Below are 21,406 nucleotides of genomic sequence, written 5' to 3'. Positions count from 1 at the left end.
CATTATTAGTAAATATTTAATGTGGGTTTTTCGTGATAACTTTTATGCAATGCCAGTGCTTTCCAAGCCCATATGGTCAAAAATCGCGCGATCGGCGGCTTTCTTCGGTTTATGCCCGACAATTTCCCCGCCCAACGCAAATTCGCCGGCGATGTAGCGGATACGACAGCTGCCTTCTACGTGTTCGTGAAAGAAATGATCCGCTTCGAAAGCGAGCAGAAGCTGCTTGGCCGGCTGACGGTCCGCTTCTTGGAGCATCATTTACCGGAAACGTGCTATTTTCTTCATCAGCTTGCACGATACGAACCTAACATACAGCCGCCGTCCGACTGCTATTTATGGAAGCCGCAAGGGCCGCAGCAGTAAACGGCCCGGTATCAGCGTCGCGGCAAAGCAACCGGATCGGAGTCCCCTGCAGTCACCGCTTCCTCAGCGTTCTCCCTTCCATTCCTCATAAAATTGCTGCAGGTACGTCTCCATAAATTCATGGCGGCCTTGCGCCAATCTGCGGCCGTACTCCGTGTTCATCAAGTCCTTCAGCATAAGCAGCTTCTCGTAAAAATGATTGATCGCCGTATCGTTGCCGCTTCGATATTCGGCCTCCGTCATCGTCAGCCGCACTTGCACCGACGGGTCATGAATCGGCCTCCCCTTTGCGCCCGAAAAGGCGAATACGCGGGAAATCCCCACCGCTCCAATCGCATCGAGCCGGTCCGCATCCTGCACCACCTTGCCTTCCAGCGTACGCATCGGCGGCCGTGCTCCGCCCTTGAAGGACATCGTCGCAATAATTTCCAGCACATGCCGGACTTCCGCCTCCGAGGCGCCGCTCCCGTACAGCCATGCTTCCAGCTCGCGCTGGGCGGCGGCAGGGTCCTCGTTCAGCTTCTCGTCGGCCATATCGTGAAGCAGAGCCGCCAGCTCGCAAACGAAGAGGTCGGCTTGCTCAACGCTAGCGATCGTTCGAGCCGTTCGGACCACGCGTTCGATATGCCACCAATCGTGACCCGAGCTGTCCCGGGACAGCTTCTCCTTAGCCCACGCTTCCGCATCGCTCAGAATCCGTCTCTTCCCTTCCAAAGCTTGCTCCTTCATGCGCTCCCACTCCCGTCTCATATTAATAGGATTCACTTGCCTTTGATTGTAAGCTTTCCTTAGCGGCAGGACAAGACGCATCCTCGGTTCCAAAGCGCACGAATTGACAGCATGCAGCGTATTCGATATGATTCGATTGAATATGGAAGCGGTTATTCCTTAAGCCCGAAACGCGAGAACCCCCGTTACGTGAGTAAGCTGAATTATCAGCCTTTCGGATTTCAAGCGATTTTTTTTATCATAGATCTCGTCAAATGATGCGTTCTTTGTCACAAGCTTTCGAAATATACATACAACCAAGAAAAAAATACCTAGGAGCAAATCGCGCTCCCCGGCGTTAAGAGCTGAGCTCCTCTCTGCCGTGCTTCTCTTCATACAGCTTGAGATCAGCCAGCTTGAGCAATACGCTCGCTTCAGTGCCATCGTTCGGATACACAGCCGTACCGATGCTTGCCGTCGCTTTAAACGTATGCCCGGCTACATGCCATAGGGCCGACATCGAACGCTCGATTCGCGCTGTAATCGTTCTCATGTTTTCTGCGGACATCATGTTCGGCAGCAAGGCCGCGAATTCATCTCCGCCTATCCGCGCGAACGTGTCGACTTCCCGGAGCGTGCTTCGCACCCTTACGGCGAAAGCCTGCAGGAACTGATCACCGGTATCGTGGCCCATCGTGTCGTTAATACGCTTAAAGTTATTGACGTCGAAATACAGAATGCCGAGCAGCTGACCGCTCCGTTTGGATAGGGCCAGCGCCTGATTCAGGTGCTCGCGAAACAGCCTGCGGTTCGGCAGTCCGGTTAGAGGATCATGATAGGCTAGCTGGATCAGCCTCTCCTCATGCTGATGCCTTGCGTTCGTATCCCGATATACCCAATAGAGCGCTTCTATCTCTTCTGTTTCGCTCCCGGCTGCCGGAATGACTTGAAGCTCGAACCACAACCTTTCACCGTCGGCCCGACACAAGCGCACTTCCCGCTTCGACGTCATTTTGTTTGCCATGCAATGCGCCAGCAGCTCGGAGAACGCAGCTCGGTCGTCCGTATGAAGGAGCCGCTCAACCTGATGAAGCTGCTCAGGCTTAAAGCCGTAATTTCGCTCCCATTTCGCCGAAGCATACCGGATTCTTCCTGCTGTATCCGTCTCGATCAGCAGGTCGCCGATCTGCTCCAGCACGCTGCGAACGCTACGACCCGTTTCCTTACGTTCACTGCTTGTCTCTGTTGGACTTCCGTTCTGCATCGATGCCCTGCTCCTTTCCGCAAGAAAATCGTACTTACTACCATATATCGGTCTGACTGCCCCAACGGATTATAAGCTTTTCGCAAAAAAGATACTTTTTCGACAAAATTCTTTTCTTCGTATAACCATACATGGTAGAAATTAGGTGGACGGCCCGATATAATATGCATAGGACTTATTTATACTGAACATAGACGGAATAAGACGGAGGAACACCAGGATGAGCGGACAAAAAATTTTGATTGTAGACGACGAACCGGAAATCGTGGAGCTGATTACGATATACTTGGAAAGGGAAGGCTTCACCGTCATCCCGTGCGATAACGGTCAGCTCGCTCTCGAGCTCGTCATCATGCATCGTCCCGCACTCATCATTTTAGATATTTTGCTGCCGGGTATGGACGGTATCGAAGTATGTCGGCAGCTGCGCAAGAATGACCCGACGCCGATCTTGTTTTTATCTTGCAAAAGCGAAGAGATCGATATTATTCTCGGACTCAGCATCGGCGGTGACGATTACATGACGAAGCCGTTTAGCCCCAGCCAGCTCGTAGCGCGCGTCAAAGCGCAGCTTCGGCGCAGCGCGCTGCTGGATCAGCATCGGCACGAGGCGGATGTGCTGCGGTTCCCGGGGCTCGAGATCGACCTGGTCAGCCATACCGTCAAGGTAAACAACAAGACCGTGCAGCTATCGGCGAAGGAGTTCGATCTCATCTCGATCATGGCCAAGACGCCGAATCGCGTGTACCGGCTGGAACAGCTATATGAGCTTGTGTGGAGTCTTGACAGCCTCGGCGATCCCCGCACGCTCATCGTTCATATTAGCAATTTGCGCAAGAAGATCGAGCCGAATCCGGCCGAACCGAAGTATATATTGACGGTGCGCGGCTTTGGCTACAAGTTCAACGGCACTTACGGCTGACTTCCCATCGCGCTTACAAAGAAGCAAACTTCAAATCCGGGGTATCCCGGATTTGAAGTTTTTTTGCTATGCGCCGAACCAGCTTCGGTACAGCACCGCAAATACATCCGTCAGCGGAACGAGCAGAGCGGCGACGAGCAGCGACGGAAGCATATTGCCGACATGGATCCGCTTGATATCGAGCACATTGAGCCCTATGCCGACAATGAGGACGCCGCCGACCGCCGACACCTCCTTGATCATCGCCGTCAGCATCTCATCTCCGACCAGCAGCGTAATGACCGAAGCACCTAGAGCGATCGCCCCTTGATACAGAAAAACCGGAACGAAGGAGAAGATGACTCCGGGCCCCAAGGTGGAGGCGAAAATAATGGCGGAAAACCCGTCGAGCAGCGATTTGGTATATAAAATCATATGATTGTGCCGCAAGCCGCTGTCTATGGAGCCAAGGATCGCCATCGCCCCGACACAGTATACCAGAGTCGTCGTTACAAAGCCTTCGGCGAACCTTCCGGTTGCGGCTCCGGCGCCCGTCCCTTCACCCCCTCGCCGCTTCCTTCCTCGCAAGAACGACCCGCTTTTCCGTTCAAGCCATGCTCCCGTCCGCTCCAGCCTGCGTTCGATTTGCAGCCATTCGCCCAACAATCCTCCGGCGGCCAAGCTGATAATCATCACCAGGAAATTGTCGGTCTTCAGCGCCATGGACAAGCCCAGCACCGCAATAGCAAGACCGAGCCCCTGCATGACGGTGCGCTTCACCCCGTCCGGAATGCCGGGCAGCAGCATGCCGAGCGCCCCTCCTATAATAATGGCTGCGGCATTCACAATCGTCCCCCATAGAGCCACTTGATCTACTCCTCACTTTATGCGCCATTTTGTTGGTATAATGAAAGTAACTGTCGGCAAAAACAGAGATCATTATACTATGATCGGACAAGCGGCGACAACGAGATACCATGCGCGGACGAATGAATCTCGCCCGATAACATACCTACAAAGAGAACGGAGCTGCTGCTGCAATGAATGGATACATGGAACATGTAAAGGAGCGACGCATCGTCATCGCAACCGGCGGGGCGATCGGGCCTTGGGCTGCGGAGGAACTGCAAGCGGAGGACGTGCTGGTCGGTGCGGATCGCGGGGCTTTGTTCCTCGTGCGAAGCGGACTGAAGCCGGCGCTGTCGCTCGGCGACTTCGATTCCGTAACCGCAGAGGAGCTCGAGGAAATACGCCGAAGCAGCGTGCAGCTCGACGTCTGCGACCCGGTAGACAAGGACTGGACGGACACGGAGCTCGCGTTCCGCTGGGCGCTTGCACGAAAACCGCGGGAGATTGTGCTGCTCGGCGCTCTGGGCACCCGCTTCGACCATACGCTAGCCAACGTGCACCTGCTGTTGAACGCTCATGAAGCGGGCGTCGCCTGCCGCCTCGTCGATACGTATAACGAAGTTCGGCTCGCCGGCAGCGGCGTCACCACCGTACGGCGCGGACGCTTCAGCAACGTATCGCTGCTGCCGCTCAGCCCGGAAGTGACCGGAATCACGCTGAACGGCTTCCAATACCCGCTGCACGACGCCCGGCTGCGCATCGGTCAATCGCTGGGGGTCAGCAATGTGCTTCTCGGCGAGGAAGGCACCGTGCAAGTGGAAACCGGGTGGCTGCTCGTTATCCAGAGCGTCGATTAGGTGCCAAACGCCGCTGTTCACAGCAGCGCTTCTATGATATGATGGGAATACATTTTCATCAGAAGGAACCTGATTTCATCAGACGAAACAACACCGCTCCGGGAGAGATCGTCATGCTAGCGCGTATCAACGCTTATATGGAAAAAATCATGCCGCTCATCACACCCGTGAGCGTAGTCCTCGGCTTGCTGCTGTCGCAGTGGCTGACCCCTTATCAAGGCTGGTCGACAGCCTTATTCGCCTTTATGACGTTCGCAGGCAGTTTGCGTTCCGGCTTCCGGGATGTCGCTCATGTAGCCCGCCATCCGCTGCCGCTGATCGCCGCGCTGGTCGTGCTCCATGTGCTGATGCCGCTCGCCGCCTGGGGCTTCGGCCACGTTTTCTTTGCCAAAGAACCGCTGATCCTGACCGGTATCGTGCTCGCCGCCGCGATTCCCACCGGCGTAACGAGTTTAATGTGGGCTTCGATCTATCGCGGCCATGTCGTGCTGATGCTCTCGATCATTCTGATCGACACGCTGCTCGCCCCGTTCACGGTTCCGGCAACCATGCAGCTGCTCGTCGGCGCGAAGGTCAGCATCGACGCTTGGGCCATGATGAAGGGACTGCTGTTCATGATCGTCCTGCCGTCACTGCTCGGCATGGCGCTCCACCAGCTGACAGGCGGCCGCGTTCATCAGCGCTGGAGCGTACGGCTGGCTCCTTTCTCGAAGCTGGCTATGGCAATCGTCGTTGCGCTGAACGGCGCCGTCATCGCTCCCTACCTGCGCACGCCGAGCCTGCAGCTGGTGGGGCTGGCCGTGTTCGTGCTTCTGCTTGCGGCGCTCGGCTATGTGCTTGGCTGGCTTGTTGCCAGGATGCTGCGTTGGGATCGCGGTACGTCCGTAGTCCTCACCTTTGGCGGAGGCATGCGCAACATAAGCGCCGGCGCCGTACTGGCCATTGCCTATTTCCCCGCACCGACGGCGATTCCCGTTGTGCTCGGCATGCTGTTCCAGCAATCGCTGGCGTCGCTGTTCGGCTACGGTCTGCATCGCCGCGGCGTCGCGGGTGAAGCGGGCCGAGCCCGCAGCGGAGCCGGCAGCCGCGACGGCGATTAACGCCGTGAACAGCCACGGGCGGCAGCCGCAATCGACTCGCCCAGCATTGCCAAGCCGCGGCGGATACAAGCCGCACCACAGAGAAGGCCTCCGCCCTGCGATATATCGACAGGGGTGGAAGCCTTATTTCCTATATAGCCTTCAGAAATTTCGTACGGAAATCTTCCGCAGGAAGCGGCGGACTGTAATAATAGCCTTGCACCTGGTAGCACGCCAGTGTTCGCAGGAATTCGACCTGCTCCAGCGTCTCTACCCCCTCGGCAATGACCGACAGATTTAAGCTGTGCGCCATCCCGATAATCGTCGAGGCGATCAGGGCGTTGCTCTGGTTGTCCCCGAAATCGCGGACGAACGAGCGATCGATCTTCAGCTTGTCGATCGGGAAACGCCGCAGAACGCTAAGCGAGCTGTAGCCGGTGCCGAAGTCGTCCATGCTGATATGGACGCCGAGCCGCTTAAGAGAAGACAGGGTTATGATCGCCCGCTCCGCATCCATCGCCATGCTTTCGGTAATCTCCAGCTCGATGAAGGCCGGTTCCAGCTGTACCGATTGGAGCACTTGGGCGACTCTGTCCACCAAATCGGGCTGCTCGAACTGGCGGATCGACAAGTTCACGGAGATGCGTATCGGCGGGAGGCCGGATTCCTGCCATTGTTTATTTTGCCTGCACGCTTCCTTCAGCACCCATTCCCCAATCGGGTTAATGAGCCCGCTGGCCTCCGCCACGGGAATGAATTGAACCGGCGGCACCATGCCCCGCTTCGGATGCTTCCAGCGAAGCAGCGCTTCCGCGCCGATCAGCGTGCCGCGCTGCGTATCCCACTGCGGTTGATAAAATAAAATGAATTCATCCCTCTCCAGAGCGAGGCGCAGGTCGTTCTCCAGCTCGAGACGCTCCTTTGCCGCCGCATCCATATCCTCCGTATACATCTGGAAGCCGCCGCTTCCTTGCCGCTTGCTCTGCAGCAGCGCGGTCTCCGCCCGCTGCCACAGCACATCCATTTCGCGCAAGCTTTCGTCAGCTGCAGCCGCCCCGATGCTTACGGTCACGGCAAACTGCCGCCAGCCCACCGTGAACGGCTCCTCTACGATCGCCGCCAGCTTCTGCGCAGCTCCAAGAGTCATACGGCCTTCAAGCTTCGTGCTGAACACAGCGAATTCATCGCTGCCGACTCTCGCCGCCAGCCCCCAATCCTGCACCGCCGTTTGCAATCGCTCCGCCATCTGCCGCAGCAGATCGTCTCCGAACGTGGAGCCGATGGAATCGTTAATCAGCTTGAAACGGTCGATATCGAGCAATAAGACGGTCGCATGTTCCGCACCGGAACGGTTTGCATTTCCCGCCCATTCCTTGAGACGCTGCATAAACGCTCGGCGGTTCGGCAGCCGGGTTAAGTCGTCGCAGTAAGCCAGCTCATGCATGCGGGCTTCCGTTTTCTTCGTTTCGGTGATGTCCTGGAAGATGCCGTACACGCCCGTCACGCACCCGTCAACGAAGATCGGGACGCTTCTGACGGACAACAGCAATTCTTGCCCGTCACGGTGAAGCACCGGAAGCTCGTATCGCGCATCTTGGCCAGACAGCGCATGGGCAAACTGTGTTTCCAGCAGCTCCTTATCCGGCACGCCGGCCAAGTCAAGCAGTGCGTTGCCGCAAATCTCCTCTGCCGAATATCCGGTAATTTGCGAAACGGCCGGATTGCAGCTGATGATACGTCCTTCCGGATTGATCCGCAGGACGCCGTCCGAATTGTGCTGAAACAGCGACAGGTATTGTTCCTCGCTAGTCGCATGAAGCCTGCTGAAATGCGAGATGCGGCGGTCCATAAAGGAACCGAGCAGCGCGATGCCGAGAATCGCGAACGTCGAAGCGACGACGCCTCCGGCAATGAGATCGAGATCGAGAGCAAGCAGTTCGTGCTCATGGGTATTCGTCAGAGGCACGAATGCAGTTGCCGCCATCCCCGTATAATGCATGCCCGCGATGGCGGCGCCCATCACCATGCCGGCGAGCAGCTTCAATACGTTCCCTGCAGCTGTCGAACGGCTGCGGAAATAAAACGCCAGCCCCAGCGCTGCCAAAGATGCGGCAATGGCAATAACGACCGAAGCCGCCACCAGCACGGGATCGTACGTGATTTCGGCCTGTAAGCGTAATGCGGCCATGCCGGAATAATGCATCGTCAGCACACCGGCACCCATGAGCAGACCGCTCAAGAGCAGCTGCTTCATGCGCAGGACGGGAGCGCTGGAAGTTTGAAGAGCCAAATACGATGCCGCTATTGCAGCAATCATCGAGAAAACGACGAGCGGGATGTTATAGCTCACAGCGATCGGAAGCTCATACGCCAGCATCGCAACAAAATGCATGGACCAGATGCCGATCCCCATCGCCGAAGCGCCGAACAGCAGCCACAGCCTCCGCACCTGTCCTTGCGCCGACGTAACCCGTCCGGCCAGATCAAGCGCGCAGTAGGAGGCGATCACTGCGATAATATACGATAAGATGGCCAGAATCACATTGTAGCTTCCATGCAGCGAATGACTCATCGGGAACTCCTTCTTCCTCCGGAGTGTTAGATCTTGCAGGTAATGTCGAAATTCGACATAAACCGCACCATCCCCTTCTCGCCGCGATATATTTTTTGGAATTATTCAACAGATCGACCGGCCGTCCTTTATTCGCCGATCCAACCATAACCTTCGGCGCCGTGCCCGGCGAGCCATTGCCGGACTGCCTCTTTCTGCTGCTCCTCGCATCGAATCCATATGACGACGCTCGGCTTGGTCTCTCTTCGCTTAAACTGCCGTTTTTGCAAACGGTTGTCGAGCCAGACTCCAGCAGCGAATGACGTCACCAATCCGAAGAGCGCCCACAGCACCGGCCCGCCGAATAACGCGAACCCGTAGATGGAGCCGACCAGCATGCCGATCGTTCCCAATACGAAGCCCAAATCCCAATTCGTTCTTCCCCCTCGACCGACGGCGCCGATCGTCTTCGGCGCATCGTCCGGATTGCGCAAGGGAATAGTCATCAGCGTATCGCTCGTAAAGCCCCGCGCCCTCGCCTCGTAAAGCAACAGCTCGACATTCACCGTGTAAGGAAGCACCGCTACAATTTCCATTACGTCCCGCCGCCTTCCTTTGCTTTGGGAAACGCGATCTTCCCTGTGGAAGCACGCCCCCATGAGACGGTCAAATACTTCTCTTGCTCTTCCATAAATAATTCATTCAAGCGGCAAGTACTGACATACGTATCGTAGCAAGCAAACATATACAAGGAGGGGATAAACAAGAACCATTGCGGATCGAACGCTCGCCCAATTCCCCCAGCATCCCCCAGAAAGGTAGCGAGCACACCCTGCGGCAAACCCGACATATAAACCGTCATCATCCAGCAAACGAAGAAAAATACCGCCAGCACCTTGCGCTGCAGCCAAAAATGCCCGGCTCCCGGTACCAGCAAACTCCAGATAATGCCCAGCCTCGGGTCCCGGAACATTAAAAAATCGACCGATAAAGAATTTAAACTGAAGCTTTTCAAGCTTTGCGGTTCGTGCTCGGCAACGGCCCCGCGCCGGTTCAGCTCAACGCCGGTGAAGTAGCTGTCCCATACGGCGAAAATATAAATGGCAATGTACATCAGAAACCACCGCTGGTCGAGCACATCCCCCGCTTCTTTGAACCTTCCTGCCATCGTATAGTAAATAGCGGTATTCAGGTGAGCCATGACATTAATGAAGAACTCCCAGACGATCAGCACGAGACCGTAAAAATATCTCCCCTGATACCACTGTCCGAATCCGGGAAACGAAAGCCCCCACCAAACGGTCATATATACGTTGTTCCAACGCAAATAATTGATGGAAGTCCCTGTCAGCAGCAGCTTCGGGTAACGGGGATTCAGGTTTCCATTTTCCTGCTGTCGCTTCATAGTCACCTCAATAGAATTGCCGGCCCTTGTGGAATATTACCCCAATTGTAACCGCAAAGCGGCATCGTCATTCAACGAATGGGAAACAGTTATCGGCAGGAGCCAATGTGCTGCGGCATCGCCGTATTTGGCATATTTCTCCTCGGTACGGAGCACAATAACCCCTTGGAACTTGTTGTTGATGCAGGAGGCGGCCGGGATGGACATGACAGGCGGAATGGTGTACTGGCAGGCAGTGACGAAGCGCAGCCGCGGGCCGTGGACGGCGCTCGCCGGTGCGGAGCGCTGCGAGGTCGTCGTCATCGGGGGCGGTATCGCCGGCATGTTAAGCGCCTATGAGCTGACCCGGCAAGGATTCGATACGGTGCTGATCGACAGAGGCGGGATCGGCGGCGCGAGCACATCGGCCAATACCGGCTTGCTGCAGGTCAGCGGCGACCGGCTGTTCACCTCCTTAGCCCGCTCTAAAGGGGAACGGCTTGCCGAAGATGTGCTTCGGCAGTGCAGCGATGCGCTGGAGCGATTCGAGAGGCTATGCGCCTCATTCGGAGCCGATGTCGGCTTCGCACGCCGCAGCAGCCTGTATTACGCATCCACCGAGGCCGACGCTTCCGCGCTGCGGCAGGAAGCCGAAGCGCTGCGCCGGCTCGGCTTCGAAGTATCGACGCTGGAAGAAACCGCGTTGTCCGCCGAGTCGCCGCTGCGCCGGAAACCGGCGCTGCGGATTGAAGGCGATGCCGAAATCAATCCGCTGCAGCTCACGCTAACATTAGCCGAAATCGCGTACCGGCACGGACTTCGAATCTATGAGCATACCGCTTCCCTCCGCATGGAAGCCGATCATGCCGGAGTCACCGTTCATACCGTCGGCGGCGTCATTCGAGCGTCGCGAGCGGTCGTTGCTCCGGGCTATGAGGCGGCACTGCACTGGCTGCCTGCCGAACAGATCTCGATATCGGGCACGTACGCTATCGCAACGGAGCCTGTGGATCTAACCCACTGGCCGGCGCAGCGAAGCTTGATTTGGGGAGTGGGCGAGCCTCATTTGTACCTTCGCACTACCCCTGACGATCGCATCATGATCGGCGGCTTCGACAGGCCGATCCGCAGCGCGGCGGATCGGGACCGGCTGCTGGAGCAGCGCAGGGACCGCCTGCTGAGAGCGCTCGGCGAGCTGCTTCCTTCCTATGCCGGGGCGAAGGCGGACTATGCATGGTGCGGGACGTTCGCAAGCACGGCAGACGGCTTGCCCTTCATCGGAGAAAGGCCGGACCTGCCGCGGTGCTTGTATATACTTGGTTATGGCGGAAGCGGAACGGTTTACAGCATGGCGGCGGCTAGCCGCATCGGCGAATGGGCCCGAAGCGGTTCGCTAACCGGTCTTGAATCGTTCCGGTTGGACCGGATATGGAAGCGAGGCTTGCAATCTCAACGTTAATGAAGGGAAGTGGGCGAATCGTGTACAAGAGGAAGTTTACTATGCCGCGGGGCGCTGCCCTGTTTGTTTTGGCCTTAACAGCCGTCATTCCGGGACCGAGCTGCACCTTGTCCGCAGCTGCCTCGCCGGCTTCGGCCCGGACGGCGCTGCCTGCACCGGACCGGATCGGTTCGCTGAAGCTGCACCTTGCCCGCGCCGGCAGCGAGGCCGCCATGCTCGGCAGAGCGGTGCTGATCGTACAAGCCCATCCGGCGGGAACGGCTTCGGCGCATGATACCGGACGAACCATAGGCGGCTTAAAGGTAGAGCACTACGTACAAAAGCTGACAGTCATCGACACGTTGAAAGGCCGAGTCCCCGCCGATCTTCGGCTCGTGCTGCCCGGCGTTGAGCCCTTGCCTCCGGCGAAGGACCCGCTCAACGCGCAGTATCCGGGTCCCTTGGCAGAGGATGTGGCGTATATGCTGTTCCTGGAGCCCGCAGGATTGCCGGGAATGTATACGACCGTCGGCGGCTGGCAGGGCATTTACCCGCTGAACGATGAAGGGCGGACAGTGAGTCTCGAAGGAGCCGGCTTCCCCCAGCTGGGCGGGCTGACGCCTGCAGAGCTGAAGCGGCGTCTGCGCACGTCCGGACCCGGCCGTTAGCGGCTGCCTCTTCCAGCGGCTCGGATGCCGGCTGCGCTTTATGAATGGATGAAGCCGCCGTTCGTTCTTTGCAAACCGCAAGCAAATCCGGTACGCTGGAAGGAAAGCAGCTTATCCGAAAGGAGCCGGACCTATCGATGCCTGAACCGCCACAATCGCCAAATCTGCGCCGGCGCGGGGCCGCCGGCCCCCGCTCCTCCTTCGAACGCCCCGCCGTACCGCTCCCGGCCGACGTGCTCGAGGATCGGGATGCGGCGGACGCCGCAGACCGCAGGGTGCAGCAGTGGGTCGACGAAGCCTATGAAGAATGCGTTCGCCGCGGCGGGTTCGACAACTTGCCTGGGTGGGGCAAACCGCTTGTCGTGCCTACAGGCGACCCGTTGGAGTCGATGATGAAAAACGCGGGCGTTCAGCCTCCTTGGCTGCTTCTGCGCAGCGAGACGCAGAAGCTGCTCGAGCGCGCCGTCGACATGGCCGAGCGAACCCCTGCCGACGCCCCGAATGAAGAGCTGGACGAATTAATCGGGTACATCAATAAATTAATCGGCCAAATGAATGAAGAAGCGCCAAGCATCAACTTCCACCGCAGCCGTGTGACCAGACAAACGCTTGCCGCCCATTATGAGAAATGGAAATAGCCAACCGCACATAGAAGGCCTCCTCATCGAATAAGTTCAGATAACGAACCAAGTTCAATGAAGGAGGCCTTCGATGTATCCGATGTACCCGTACTATGGCATGGAGACCGAATGCAAAGAGCAGCCGCTTACCTTTCCGCCCCAGCATCAGCCGCAGCAGCCCGGTATCCAATCCGAGATGGTGCCGCGGCCGATCACCGACAACCCGGAATACCGCGGAAGCGGCAAGCTGCAGGGCAAGACGGCGCTCATTACCGGCGGCGACAGCGGCATCGGTGAAGCGGCGGCGATCGCCTTCGCCAAGGAAGGCGCGAACGTCAGCTTCGCCTATTTGAACGAGCATGGCGACGCGCAGGCGACGCTGAACCGGCTGTCGGCACTTGGCGTGAAGGCGATGGCCTTCGCCGCAGACCTGCGTTCCTCCGAAGCCTGCCGCGATGTCGTCCGGCGCACCGTAGAATCGTTTGGCAAGCTCGATGTGCTGGTGAACAACCACGCCGTCCAGTTTCCGCAGCCGAGCCTGCTGCATATTTCCGAGCAGCAACTGGTCGATACATTTTATACGAACATCATCTCCTATTTCTTTCTTGCGCAAGCTGCTTTGCCTCACATCCCCCCGGGCGGGGCTATTGTCAATACGGCATCCGTCGTCGCATACGGGGGGCATAAGGAGCTGCTGGACTATTCGTCGACGAAAGGCGCGGTTGTCAGCTTTACTCGTTCGCTGGCACTGTCATTGGCGGACCGCCGCATCCGCGTGAACGCCGTCGCCCCCGGCCCCGTATGGACGCCGCTCATTCCGTCCAGCTTCTCCGCCGCGGAAGTGCAGAAATTCGGCGCAGATACGCCGATGAAGCGCGCAGCCCAGCCCTTCGAGCTGGCACCGGCTTACGTTTACCTCGCTTCCGACGACTCCCGCTATGTGACGGGCGAAACGATTCATGTCAACGGCGGGCAGATGGTCACCGGGTAAGCTGCAATCCGATTCCATGCTTGCACGGCAAGCCTCTCACCGTCCAGGAGTTCAAATCCGGCGGATGGGAGGCTTTTTGTTGTTTTTGTGAACGGTACCGTACAGATATATACAATGGCCACATTGAAGATATAAAATAAAACCATCTAGACGTTAACGTACAGAAAGGACGCGCTCCCATGCCCAAAATTATCGTTACCGCTTCTCAATGGATCGAAGTAGGATTGCGGGCTTTTGCCGAAGGCGGCATGGATGCGCTCGTCATCGAGAAAATGGCGGCGTCGCTTCAATGCTCCAAAAGCAGCTTCTATTGGTATTTTGAGAATCGGAGCTCCTTCGTAGCCGGCATTGTCCAGGAATGGACCGAACGGGCTACCCATCGGCTTATCTCCGATACCACCGCTCATTCGGGCACACCCGACGAGCAGCTCCTCGCGCTGCTTACCCGCATGTTCGCCTCTACAGGAAACGGCGACTTTCTGTTTCACCTGCGCCGGCTGGCGCATAGCGAGCCGCAATACGCGGCGGCGCTGGAAGAGGTTGAGGCCAGACGGATTGCGTTCGTCTCGGAATTGCTGCAGCGCAAAGGACAGACGGAGCATGCAGCCGCGGAAAAGTCATGGATCGTCTACCACTATTACTTGGGCTGGTATGAACGGCATAAGCACACCGCGGTCTCGGCGGAGGATGCGCAGCGCCACGCCCGGATGGTTTGGCAGGCTTGCCTGCAATCGTAAGGAGGAGGACTCGTCATGATCATCGTATGTTCGCTCTTCGTCAGCTTTGTCTTGGCCGCGGTCAGCGGCCTGCATGTGTACTGGTGCTTTGGCGGAACGTGGGGCGGCCGGGCGGCATTGCCGACGACGGAAGGCCGTCCGCTCTTTACGCCGCGCCCTTTCGAGGTCGCAGCCGTAGCGCTCCTGCTTGCGGCCGCCGCATGGTTTACGCTGGAGCTGGGCGGTCTCTTCGCCGTCCTGTTTCCTCCGGGGATGCTCGTATGGGGCGGCTGGGCGCTCGGCGTTATTTTCATCCTGCGCGGGATCGGTGAATTTCGCTACCTCGGCCTGTTCAAAACAAAAAAAGGCACAGCCTTCGCCCGAATGGACACGGTGCTGTACTCACCGCTCTGCCTGCTGCTCGGGGCGGCTGTGCTCTGGATGGCAGTCGCGCGAGCGTAACGCCTCCGCTCATTCCGCGTCGCCGTCAATGACGTGGCGGGCCTCGTCGATATCCACCAGATCGGGAAACAGCTCATTCGAAAATTCCGCCTGCGCCGCATGCTCCTGAATCCAGCGGTTGACCGTCCCGATCCCTTCCGTCAGCTCGGCATCAAGCTCCTGCTCGCTCATGCTCGCCAGCTCCCGGGCATCCTCGGCGCTTTCCGGCGCCGCCGTACGCCAAGCTTCCTCCAGCTGGTCTGCGGGAGCTTCGCTTGCCGTTTGCAGTTCAACCGTCCCCGTTTCGGTTTCACTGCTTACGATACGGTACTCCCGCTTCCAATCCTGATCGTTCGTCTCGGCTTCATAGGGCCGGAATTGCGTAGGCTCCGTCATATGCGCTCTCCTCCTTCTTGGACTGCTGCTTAGTTTTTGCCGGAGCGGCCGATTGTATCCATCTTCTCCGGGGAATGTGGTACTATGGTGGAAAATGACTACCAAAGAGGAGGCGCACCATGTACCCGTTTGGCTCCCGCCCTATTGAGATCCCGTTCGACGAGCAGTTCGACACCGAACGGCTGACGCTTCGCTTGCCGCTGCCGGGTGACGGTGCGGCGGTCTATGAAGCAATGCAGGAGAGCCTCGCCGAGCTGCGGCCGTGGATGATCTGGGCAAACCGCGAGCAGTCGGCGGAGGAAACCGAACAGATCATTCGGGAAAGCCATATCGCCTTCAAGGAACGAACGGACCTGCGCTTTCACGGCTTTTTGCGGGAGACGGGCCAGCTCGTCTGGTGCGGCGGATTGCACCGGATCGACTGGAGCGCCGGCAAGTTCGAGATCGGCTACTGGCTGCGCAGCCCGTATTCCGGCATGGGCTATGCCATCGAAGCTGCGCGCGGCTTAGAGCGGCTCGCGATCGAACAGCTTGGAGCAAACCGGATCGAGATCCGCATCGACAACGGCAACTTGCGCAGCATCCGCGTCGCCGAACGGCTCGGCTATACCCTCGAGGGTACGCTGCGTCAGGACGCTTGGAACGCCGACTTGTCCGGGCTGCGGAACACGCGGGTGTATGCGAAGGTGCGGGGCGTTGAATTTTAAGGAGAGTTGCGAAAGTGCGGGGCGTTGAATTTTAAGGAGAGTTGCGAAAGTCCGGCCAGGGCTTTATCGGGTTGAGTAGCGGGGTAGGTAGTGGGTTCCGCGGCAGGTTGGTGGTAGTTGGTTGGTTGATGGATGGTTGATGGTTGGTTGATGGTTGGTTGATGGTTGGTTGATGCTTGGTTGATGCTTGGTTGATGCTTGGTTGTTGGGTTGGTTGTTGGGTTGGTTGTTGGGTTGGTTGTTGGGTTGGTTGTTGGGTTGGTTGATGCTTGGTTGATGCTTGGTCGATGCTTGGTTGTTGGGTTGGTTGTTGGTTGGTTGATGCTTGGTTGTTGGGTTGGTTGTTGGTTGGTTGTTGGTTGGTTGATGCTTGGTTGATGCTTGGTTGATGCTTGGTTGATGCTTGGTTGATGCTTGGTTGATGCTTGGTTGATGCTTGGTTGATGCTTGGTTGATGCTTGGTTGTTGGGTTGGTTGTTGGGTTGGTTGATGGTTGGTTGATGGTTGGTTGATGGGTTGGTTGGCAGGTTGCTGGTTGAGTGGCGGGCTGGTTGGCGGACAGTTTGATGGATTGTTGGCACGCTAGTTGATGGATTGGTTAGCGAGTTGGTGGGCGGATTTTTGACACGTTGGTTAAGGGTTAGTTGATGCACTGCAGGCGGATTGCTCGGCGGATTACAATGGTACGGCGGCATCCTGCTTGGAGTAACTCATTTAGTTGGCGGTTGTACGAACCATTCTCCCAGAACCGCCTAGCATGCTGCCTCCTGTCCTTCACATAAGCGACTTTCAAGGCGCTATGATTACCGATTTTCTCGCTTTACAACAAATAGCGGATCATGTGGACTTCTGTCAACAAAGTAGACAACTGTTAAGTGAAATCCTAAGCAGCCTTCTTTAATAGTTCAGCAAAATGAACCGGCGCTAGATAGCCGATTGCACTGTGAATTCGTTTACGGTTGTAGAAGAATTCAATGTACTTAAAAATGGATTCGTAAGCCTGCTGTTTAGTCTTAAACCTTGTACAGTAGATGAGCTCCTTCTTCAAAACACTGTGAAACGACTCGATACAAGCATTGTCGTAACAGTTTCCTTTGCGACTCATGCTCGCTTTCATGAAGAATAAAGCTAACTTGTCTCGGTACTCTTTGGACGCATACTGCGAACCTCGGTCAGAATGGTGGATCAGTCCTTTGCCCGGCTTTTTAGCATCGTACGCGGCTTCTAGAGCCTCTAGCACTAAATCTGTGGTCATTCTGTCTTTAAGGCGCCAACCTACAATCTCTCGAGTGCATAGGTCCATGACAGACGCAAGGTACAGTCGGCCTTCTCTGCAGGGAATATAGGTAATATCCGCTACCCATACCTTCCCGGGTTCGGCTACCTCAAACTTCTGGTCCAGCACATTTGGTGCAATGGGCAGGTCATGGCTGGAATCCGTCGTCTGCACTTTAAACTTGCGGGAGACGCAGGAACGCAGGCCCAGCTTGTTCATGTAAATTCCAACTGTACGTTCCGCGATCTGAAAGCCCTCTTTCCGTAACAAGTGAGTAATTTTCGGACTGCCGTACCGCTTTTCCGAATCATGGAAATAGTATGCAATCCGTTCCAGCACCTTTGCCTTACGCCGTTCCCTCTCACAAGGCACAGACTGTTGCCACTTGTAATAGCCGCTCCTGGACACCTGAAGCACTTTGCACATCTTCTCCATTCGAAACTCGGAGCGATGATCTTCAATGAATTGGAACCTCAGTTCCTTTCTTTGCTGAAGATGTGCATGGCCTTTTTTAGGATGGCGATCTCCTCTTCCAAATCCCGGTTTCTCAGTTCAGCAGCCTTGAGAAGTTCCTCTGTCTGACGGAGTTTATCAGGGCTGGCTAGGGGCTCATTTTCAAAGGAGCGATACTTCGTCATCCAATTCTTCAGGGTTCCTGCTGGAATATTCATTTCCACGGCGATCTCCGGCAGCGTCTTCGTTTGTTCCTGAACATATTTCACAGCTTGCTTCTTAAATTCTTCATTGTAGCGCTGACGTTGCTCTCCCATTAGCGGACACCTCTTTCTTCGTTAAGTTCATTATTAGGGGTCACTTAACGGTTGTCCACTATGAATACTACCAGCAGTGAAGGCCTTAATTCCAAGCCACCGGGTAATAATGAGGCTTTTTCACAATTTTCTCCCTCAATAACGCCCTCAAAATCCACTATTTCCAACGAAGCTGCAAATTTCATTTAAATAACGCCGCGAAAGTCCGCTAACTTCCTCGCAAAGCCCGCGGCCCCCTGCTCCCACCCTTTAACAAAAAGCTCACCGACGCCCAAATCGTAAGAACAATTTCCCCATAGAGACAATCGTTTAATGTATTGCTTGAGGTATAGTTTGAGGTATTGCTTGAGGTATTGCTTGAGGTATAGCTTGATGCATTGCTTGATGCATTGCTTGATGGACTGTTGGCGGGTTGATCGGCAGACTGCTCGGCGGATTACAATGGTACGGCGGCATCCTGCTTGGAGTAACTCACTTAGTTGGCGGTTGTACGTAACGTTCTCCCAGAACCGCCTAGCGTGCAGCTTTCTGTCCTCTACATAAGCGACTTTCATGGCGCTATGATTGCCGAGTTTCTCGCGCTCGGCACAGCTCACTGGCGCCCCTACCGTCAAGGCCAATCTCCCAACGCGACCATTACCCGCGAAACTCAATCCGATCCCCCCATATACCATTACTCGGCACGTGAAAAACTCCTATCGTAGCACTTTTCGGAGACGAGCGACCGCGTTAAGCGGAAGTTGTTATCGCCAATCAGAAAGCTTAATTCGCAATGCGAATTTATACTTCCTGCCCTGTTATGGTTACAAAAAAGGGATCCCGACCTCCGTTTAGGAGATTCGAGATCCCTTGTCTATTACTTGCCCAGCAGTTCGAGGTGCTTGCCGATGTGGCGGCGCAGCCCTTCCGCATAAACGTCTTCCTGCTCGGCCAGCAGTGAGAAGAACTCATCTGCGAATACCTTATTGCCGTTCTCATCCTTCGCTTGCAGCAGCAGACCGTACGTGATGTGCAGCAGCTGGCGCGCGTTGTCTTCGTTCATGTAGTTCGGCAGGTCGGCATCGCTGACCGAATCCAGCGGCGCGATCTTCGACAGGTCGGTCGTAACATGGTAGTATGCAGTCGCCTCTTCAAAATGATCCAACGCATACTGGTGCATCCGGCGGTACAGCGACGCATTCGTCTTCGCCACAACCCGCACGGCTTCAAGCCAGTTCGTGCCTGCGGTCTTCAGATGGAAGCGGCCCTGCGTGTACTTGCCGATCAGCGGGAACACGCTGAACTTGTCGCTGCCGGAGTGAATGCTGAGCTTATAGCCGAAGTGATCGGCAATCGCCGCGTGCTCCGCCAGCTCCTTCTCGAACTGGGCGATGTCGCCGATGTAGTCGATCCCCTTCTGGAACTCGCCGCAGAAACGAGGTGCCATCGAGAAAATCGTCACGCCGCGCTCTTTCAGCTCATTTGCCACGATATAGTGCGCTTCCGGCGACGTCGGCGTGGCCGTTTCGTCGATCGAAATTTCAAAATCGACCGCGCCGTTCAGCTCAGCGATATATTTGCGGTAGATCGATTCCATGAAGTCGATCGAAGACGCGTAAATCAGTACGTCGCGCACGAGCTCGTCGCGGGAAATCGTGAGCGTTGTGCCGCCGACGGCAACCGACTTCTCCAAGTAACGGGACTCGTAACGGGAACGAACGTCCGCAGGCACTTCAGCGTATTTCTGCTCGATCTCCGCTGCGGACAAGCCTCCGATCGTGTTGTCGATGTATTCGGAGCAGTCCAGCGTCAGCATCGTGAAGCCGAGGCGGAGCGCATACTCGATATCTTCATGCTTCTTCAGGTGGTCGCCGTCCGCACCGAAGCCGTCCTTGTAGCCTTCCTGGAACGCCGCGAAGCAAGCTGCGTCGAGGACGTCCTCGTAAGTGCGGCCGGTCAGGTTCAGCTCGCGAATGCTTTGCTGCGCCAGGATCGGGCGGATATTGTGTCCGCGCACGGTTTGAATGTGGCCCGGGGACGCGAGTCCGAGACGGTCGCCAAGACCCATTGTAGCGATCTGCGTACCGAACGCCTGCGGCTTCGTGTAAGGCACGAAACGGTTCAGGACGAGACGGTTCTCATGCGTCAGCGGGCACAGCTTGCCGCCGTCTACGTTGTCGCCCTGCAGGCTGTCGTAAAACTCGCCGGAGCCTACCGCCGCGAGCCGGCGTCCTTCCGCCGTACGCACCATAAGGAGCTTGACGCCGTCGCCCTCGTACAAAGATGCGGGGTAAACGCGGATATCCGGTGCGGTGAAGCTGTCTATGTTGTTCGTGCTCAGAGCCTGGATCAAGGATGCAGCTGCTGTGGTCATGATAGATCCTCCTATTGAATACGTTTTCGTTTATTGTAGCGCAAATAATGGACGAATTCTCTTCATCTTTTCTGATTTCGCATAGAAACTGTTCAGATTTTAAGATCGCATGGTAAAATAGTGACATATCTGCGCATACCGGAGGTGCCCGCTTGATGTCGCTATCACCATTGACTCGAACCATAGAGTATGGCAGTGAAGAAGACGGTCCGTTTTATTTGCAGCACATTCGCCGTCCCGGTCCGTTCGAGCGGACGCAGCATATGCACGAGATGTTCGAGCTGTACTATTTGTATGAGGGACAGCGGTTGTATTTTGTCCGGGATCGATCTTATCATGTATTGCCAGGCGATCTTGTGCTCATACCGCAGCGGGAAGCGCACAGCGTGTCGGATTACGGCAAGCCGGGGCACGAACGGGTCGTGATGAATTTCAGCGGGGCGTTCCTGGGCGGGATGCTCGAGGAGGCGCCGTATTTGCTGGATGCTTACGGGCTGCCCTCCCCCATCGTGCGCCTTGATGCCGGCGGCCGCCGCGAAGCGGAGGAGCTGCTCGGACGCATGATACGGGAAGCGGAGCAGGACCGGCTCGGGCGCGAATTCGCGCTGCGCGGGCTGCTTGGCGAGCTGCTGCTGTTCATCGTCCGGTTCGCCCGGACGCATCGGGTAGCCGCTCCCGAGCACGTCTCTCCCCTGCACGGTAAAATTTCCGACATCGTTCGTTACTTAAACGCGCGGTATGCCGAGCCGGTAAGGCTGGACGAGCTTGCCGAGCAGTTCGATATCAGCGGTCCGTATTTGAGCCGGATGTTCAAGGAGATTACCGGGTTTTCCCTGATCGAATACGTGCAGCTGATGCGGGTCCGCGAAGCGCAGCGGCTGCTGGAGACGACGAACGAGAAAGTGATCGCGGTAGCCGAGCACGTCGGCTTCGGATCGCTGGTGCAGTTCGGGCGCGTGTTCCGGCAGCTGACGAAGACGACGCCTTTGCGGTATCGGCAGGCGGCGCAAGGAAAGCGAAAATAACCTTTGGTTCGGGTAGGCGCATATTGGATATGCGCCTTCGCATACA

Annotated in this window: 22 protein-coding genes and 1 pseudogene; 12 read left to right on the top strand and 11 right to left on the bottom strand. The window is 56.6% G+C overall.

From position 1 onward, the window contains the following. Positions 1-66 precede the first annotated feature (66 nt). Positions 67-366 (top strand): annotated as a pseudogene (locus tag ACFFK0_RS29435) (DUF2935 domain-containing protein); the annotation flags it as partial. Between the two features lie 63 nt (positions 367-429). On the opposite strand, the gene ACFFK0_RS29430 reads toward ACFFK0_RS29435, so the two are convergent. Beyond that, positions 430-1,095: an HD domain-containing protein gene (locus tag ACFFK0_RS29430; RefSeq protein WP_377474791.1), complete on the bottom strand. Its 666-nt coding sequence runs from the start codon at positions 1,093-1,095 to the stop codon at positions 430-432. A 337-nt stretch (positions 1,096-1,432) separates the two neighbouring features. After that, complete coding sequence (locus tag ACFFK0_RS29425) at positions 1,433-2,338, bottom strand: diguanylate cyclase domain-containing protein (RefSeq protein ID WP_377474789.1); 906 nt, start codon at positions 2,336-2,338, stop codon at positions 1,433-1,435. Between the two features lie 220 nt (positions 2,339-2,558). Between ACFFK0_RS29425 and ACFFK0_RS29420 the strand changes: the two genes are divergently transcribed. Further along, positions 2,559-3,260 (top strand): response regulator, encoded by a 702-nt coding sequence (locus tag ACFFK0_RS29420; RefSeq protein ID WP_377474788.1) that lies wholly within the window; start codon positions 2,559-2,561, stop codon positions 3,258-3,260. Positions 3,261-3,326: 66 nt separating this feature from the next. Here ACFFK0_RS29420 and ACFFK0_RS29415 read toward each other — a convergent pair whose 3' ends face one another. Further along, entirely contained in the window at positions 3,327-4,106 is a 780-nt protein-coding gene (locus tag ACFFK0_RS29415; RefSeq protein WP_377474786.1) for a DUF554 domain-containing protein, read from the bottom strand. A gap of 173 nt (positions 4,107-4,279) precedes the next feature. Between ACFFK0_RS29415 and ACFFK0_RS29410 the strand changes: the two genes are divergently transcribed. Beyond that, the gene (locus ACFFK0_RS29410; RefSeq protein WP_377474783.1) at positions 4,280-4,945 is read left to right on the top strand and encodes a thiamine diphosphokinase; all 666 of its coding nucleotides are present in this window, start codon (positions 4,280-4,282) and stop codon (positions 4,943-4,945) included. Positions 4,946-5,058: 113 nt separating this feature from the next. After that, on the top strand, positions 5,059-6,045 hold the full coding sequence (locus tag ACFFK0_RS29405) for a bile acid:sodium symporter family protein (RefSeq protein ID WP_377474781.1): 987 nt from the start codon (positions 5,059-5,061) through the stop codon (positions 6,043-6,045). A 130-nt stretch (positions 6,046-6,175) separates the two neighbouring features. Here ACFFK0_RS29405 and ACFFK0_RS29400 read toward each other — a convergent pair whose 3' ends face one another. The 3 genes from ACFFK0_RS29400 to ACFFK0_RS29390 form a co-directional block, all read right to left on the bottom strand. Then, on the bottom strand, positions 6,176-8,596 hold the full coding sequence (locus ACFFK0_RS29400) for an EAL domain-containing protein (RefSeq protein ID WP_377474779.1): 2,421 nt from the start codon (positions 8,594-8,596) through the stop codon (positions 6,176-6,178). Positions 8,597-8,724: 128 nt separating this feature from the next. Further along, complete coding sequence (locus ACFFK0_RS29395) at positions 8,725-9,171, bottom strand: hypothetical protein (protein ID WP_377474777.1); 447 nt, start codon at positions 9,169-9,171, stop codon at positions 8,725-8,727. After that, positions 9,171-9,980, bottom strand: coding sequence for a hypothetical protein (locus tag ACFFK0_RS29390; protein ID WP_377474776.1), 810 nt, complete (start codon positions 9,978-9,980; stop codon positions 9,171-9,173). Before ACFFK0_RS29390 ends, ACFFK0_RS29395 begins: the two co-directional genes overlap by 1 nt. 199 nt (positions 9,981-10,179) lie before the next feature. On the opposite strand from ACFFK0_RS29390, the gene ACFFK0_RS29385 reads away from it, so the two are divergent. The 6 genes from ACFFK0_RS29385 to ACFFK0_RS29360 all read left to right on the top strand — a co-directional run bounded on the left by ACFFK0_RS29385 (position 10,180) and on the right by ACFFK0_RS29360 (position 14,854). Further along, positions 10,180-11,418 (top strand): NAD(P)/FAD-dependent oxidoreductase, encoded by a 1,239-nt coding sequence (locus ACFFK0_RS29385; protein ID WP_377474774.1) that lies wholly within the window; start codon positions 10,180-10,182, stop codon positions 11,416-11,418. 20 nt (positions 11,419-11,438) lie between these two features. Further along, positions 11,439-12,065, top strand: a complete 627-nt coding sequence (locus tag ACFFK0_RS29380; protein ID WP_377474772.1) for a hypothetical protein — start codon at positions 11,439-11,441, stop codon at positions 12,063-12,065. A 137-nt stretch (positions 12,066-12,202) separates the two neighbouring features. Beyond that, positions 12,203-12,703: a DnaJ family domain-containing protein gene (locus ACFFK0_RS29375; protein WP_377474770.1), complete on the top strand. Its 501-nt coding sequence runs from the start codon at positions 12,203-12,205 to the stop codon at positions 12,701-12,703. 73 nt (positions 12,704-12,776) lie between these two features. Beyond that, the gene (locus tag ACFFK0_RS29370) at positions 12,777-13,676 is read left to right on the top strand and encodes an SDR family oxidoreductase (RefSeq protein ID WP_377474768.1); all 900 of its coding nucleotides are present in this window, start codon (positions 12,777-12,779) and stop codon (positions 13,674-13,676) included. A gap of 179 nt (positions 13,677-13,855) precedes the next feature. Next, positions 13,856-14,413: a TetR/AcrR family transcriptional regulator gene (locus tag ACFFK0_RS29365; protein WP_377474766.1), complete on the top strand. Its 558-nt coding sequence runs from the start codon at positions 13,856-13,858 to the stop codon at positions 14,411-14,413. Positions 14,414-14,428: 15 nt separating this feature from the next. Further along, positions 14,429-14,854, top strand: coding sequence for a DUF3995 domain-containing protein (locus ACFFK0_RS29360; protein WP_377474764.1), 426 nt, complete (start codon positions 14,429-14,431; stop codon positions 14,852-14,854). A gap of 9 nt (positions 14,855-14,863) precedes the next feature. On the opposite strand, the gene ACFFK0_RS29355 is transcribed toward ACFFK0_RS29360, so the two are convergent. After that, positions 14,864-15,229 carry a hypothetical protein gene (locus tag ACFFK0_RS29355; protein ID WP_377474762.1) on the bottom strand — a complete coding sequence of 122 codons (366 nt, stop codon included), beginning with the start codon at positions 15,227-15,229 and terminating at the stop codon, positions 14,864-14,866. A 119-nt stretch (positions 15,230-15,348) separates the two neighbouring features. Here ACFFK0_RS29355 and ACFFK0_RS29350 point away from each other — a divergent pair, with 119 nt between their 5' ends. Continuing rightward, positions 15,349-15,936 carry a GNAT family N-acetyltransferase gene (locus ACFFK0_RS29350; RefSeq protein ID WP_377474760.1) on the top strand — a complete coding sequence of 196 codons (588 nt, stop codon included), beginning with the start codon at positions 15,349-15,351 and terminating at the stop codon, positions 15,934-15,936. Here ACFFK0_RS29350 and ACFFK0_RS29345 read toward each other — a convergent pair. The 4 genes from ACFFK0_RS29345 to ACFFK0_RS29330 all read right to left on the bottom strand — a co-directional run bounded on the left by ACFFK0_RS29345 (position 15,933) and on the right by ACFFK0_RS29330 (position 20,335). Next, positions 15,933-16,631, bottom strand: coding sequence for a hypothetical protein (locus ACFFK0_RS29345; RefSeq protein ID WP_377474755.1), 699 nt, complete (start codon positions 16,629-16,631; stop codon positions 15,933-15,935). The two genes, ACFFK0_RS29350 and ACFFK0_RS29345, sit on opposite strands and share 4 nt — an antisense overlap. 188 nt (positions 16,632-16,819) lie before the next feature. Next, positions 16,820-17,674: an IS3 family transposase gene (locus ACFFK0_RS29340; protein ID WP_377474797.1), complete on the bottom strand. Its 855-nt coding sequence runs from the start codon at positions 17,672-17,674 to the stop codon at positions 16,820-16,822. An 11-nt stretch (positions 17,675-17,685) separates the two neighbouring features. Then, entirely contained in the window at positions 17,686-17,982 is a 297-nt protein-coding gene (locus ACFFK0_RS29335) for a transposase (RefSeq protein ID WP_377474753.1), read from the bottom strand. Between the two features lie 856 nt (positions 17,983-18,838). Then, the gene (locus ACFFK0_RS29330; protein ID WP_377474751.1) at positions 18,839-20,335 is read right to left on the bottom strand and encodes a tagaturonate epimerase family protein; all 1,497 of its coding nucleotides are present in this window, start codon (positions 20,333-20,335) and stop codon (positions 18,839-18,841) included. A 155-nt stretch (positions 20,336-20,490) separates the two neighbouring features. Here ACFFK0_RS29330 and ACFFK0_RS29325 point away from each other — a divergent pair, with 155 nt between their 5' ends. After that, on the top strand, positions 20,491-21,360 hold the full coding sequence (locus tag ACFFK0_RS29325; RefSeq protein WP_377474749.1) for an AraC family transcriptional regulator: 870 nt from the start codon (positions 20,491-20,493) through the stop codon (positions 21,358-21,360). Positions 21,361-21,406 lie beyond the last annotated feature (46 nt).

The organism is Paenibacillus chartarius (assembly GCF_042432825.1).
Lineage (GTDB): Bacteria > Bacillota > Bacilli > Paenibacillales > NBRC-103111 > Gordoniibacillus > Gordoniibacillus chartarius.
This window is presented reverse-complemented; position numbering and strand designations above follow the sequence as displayed.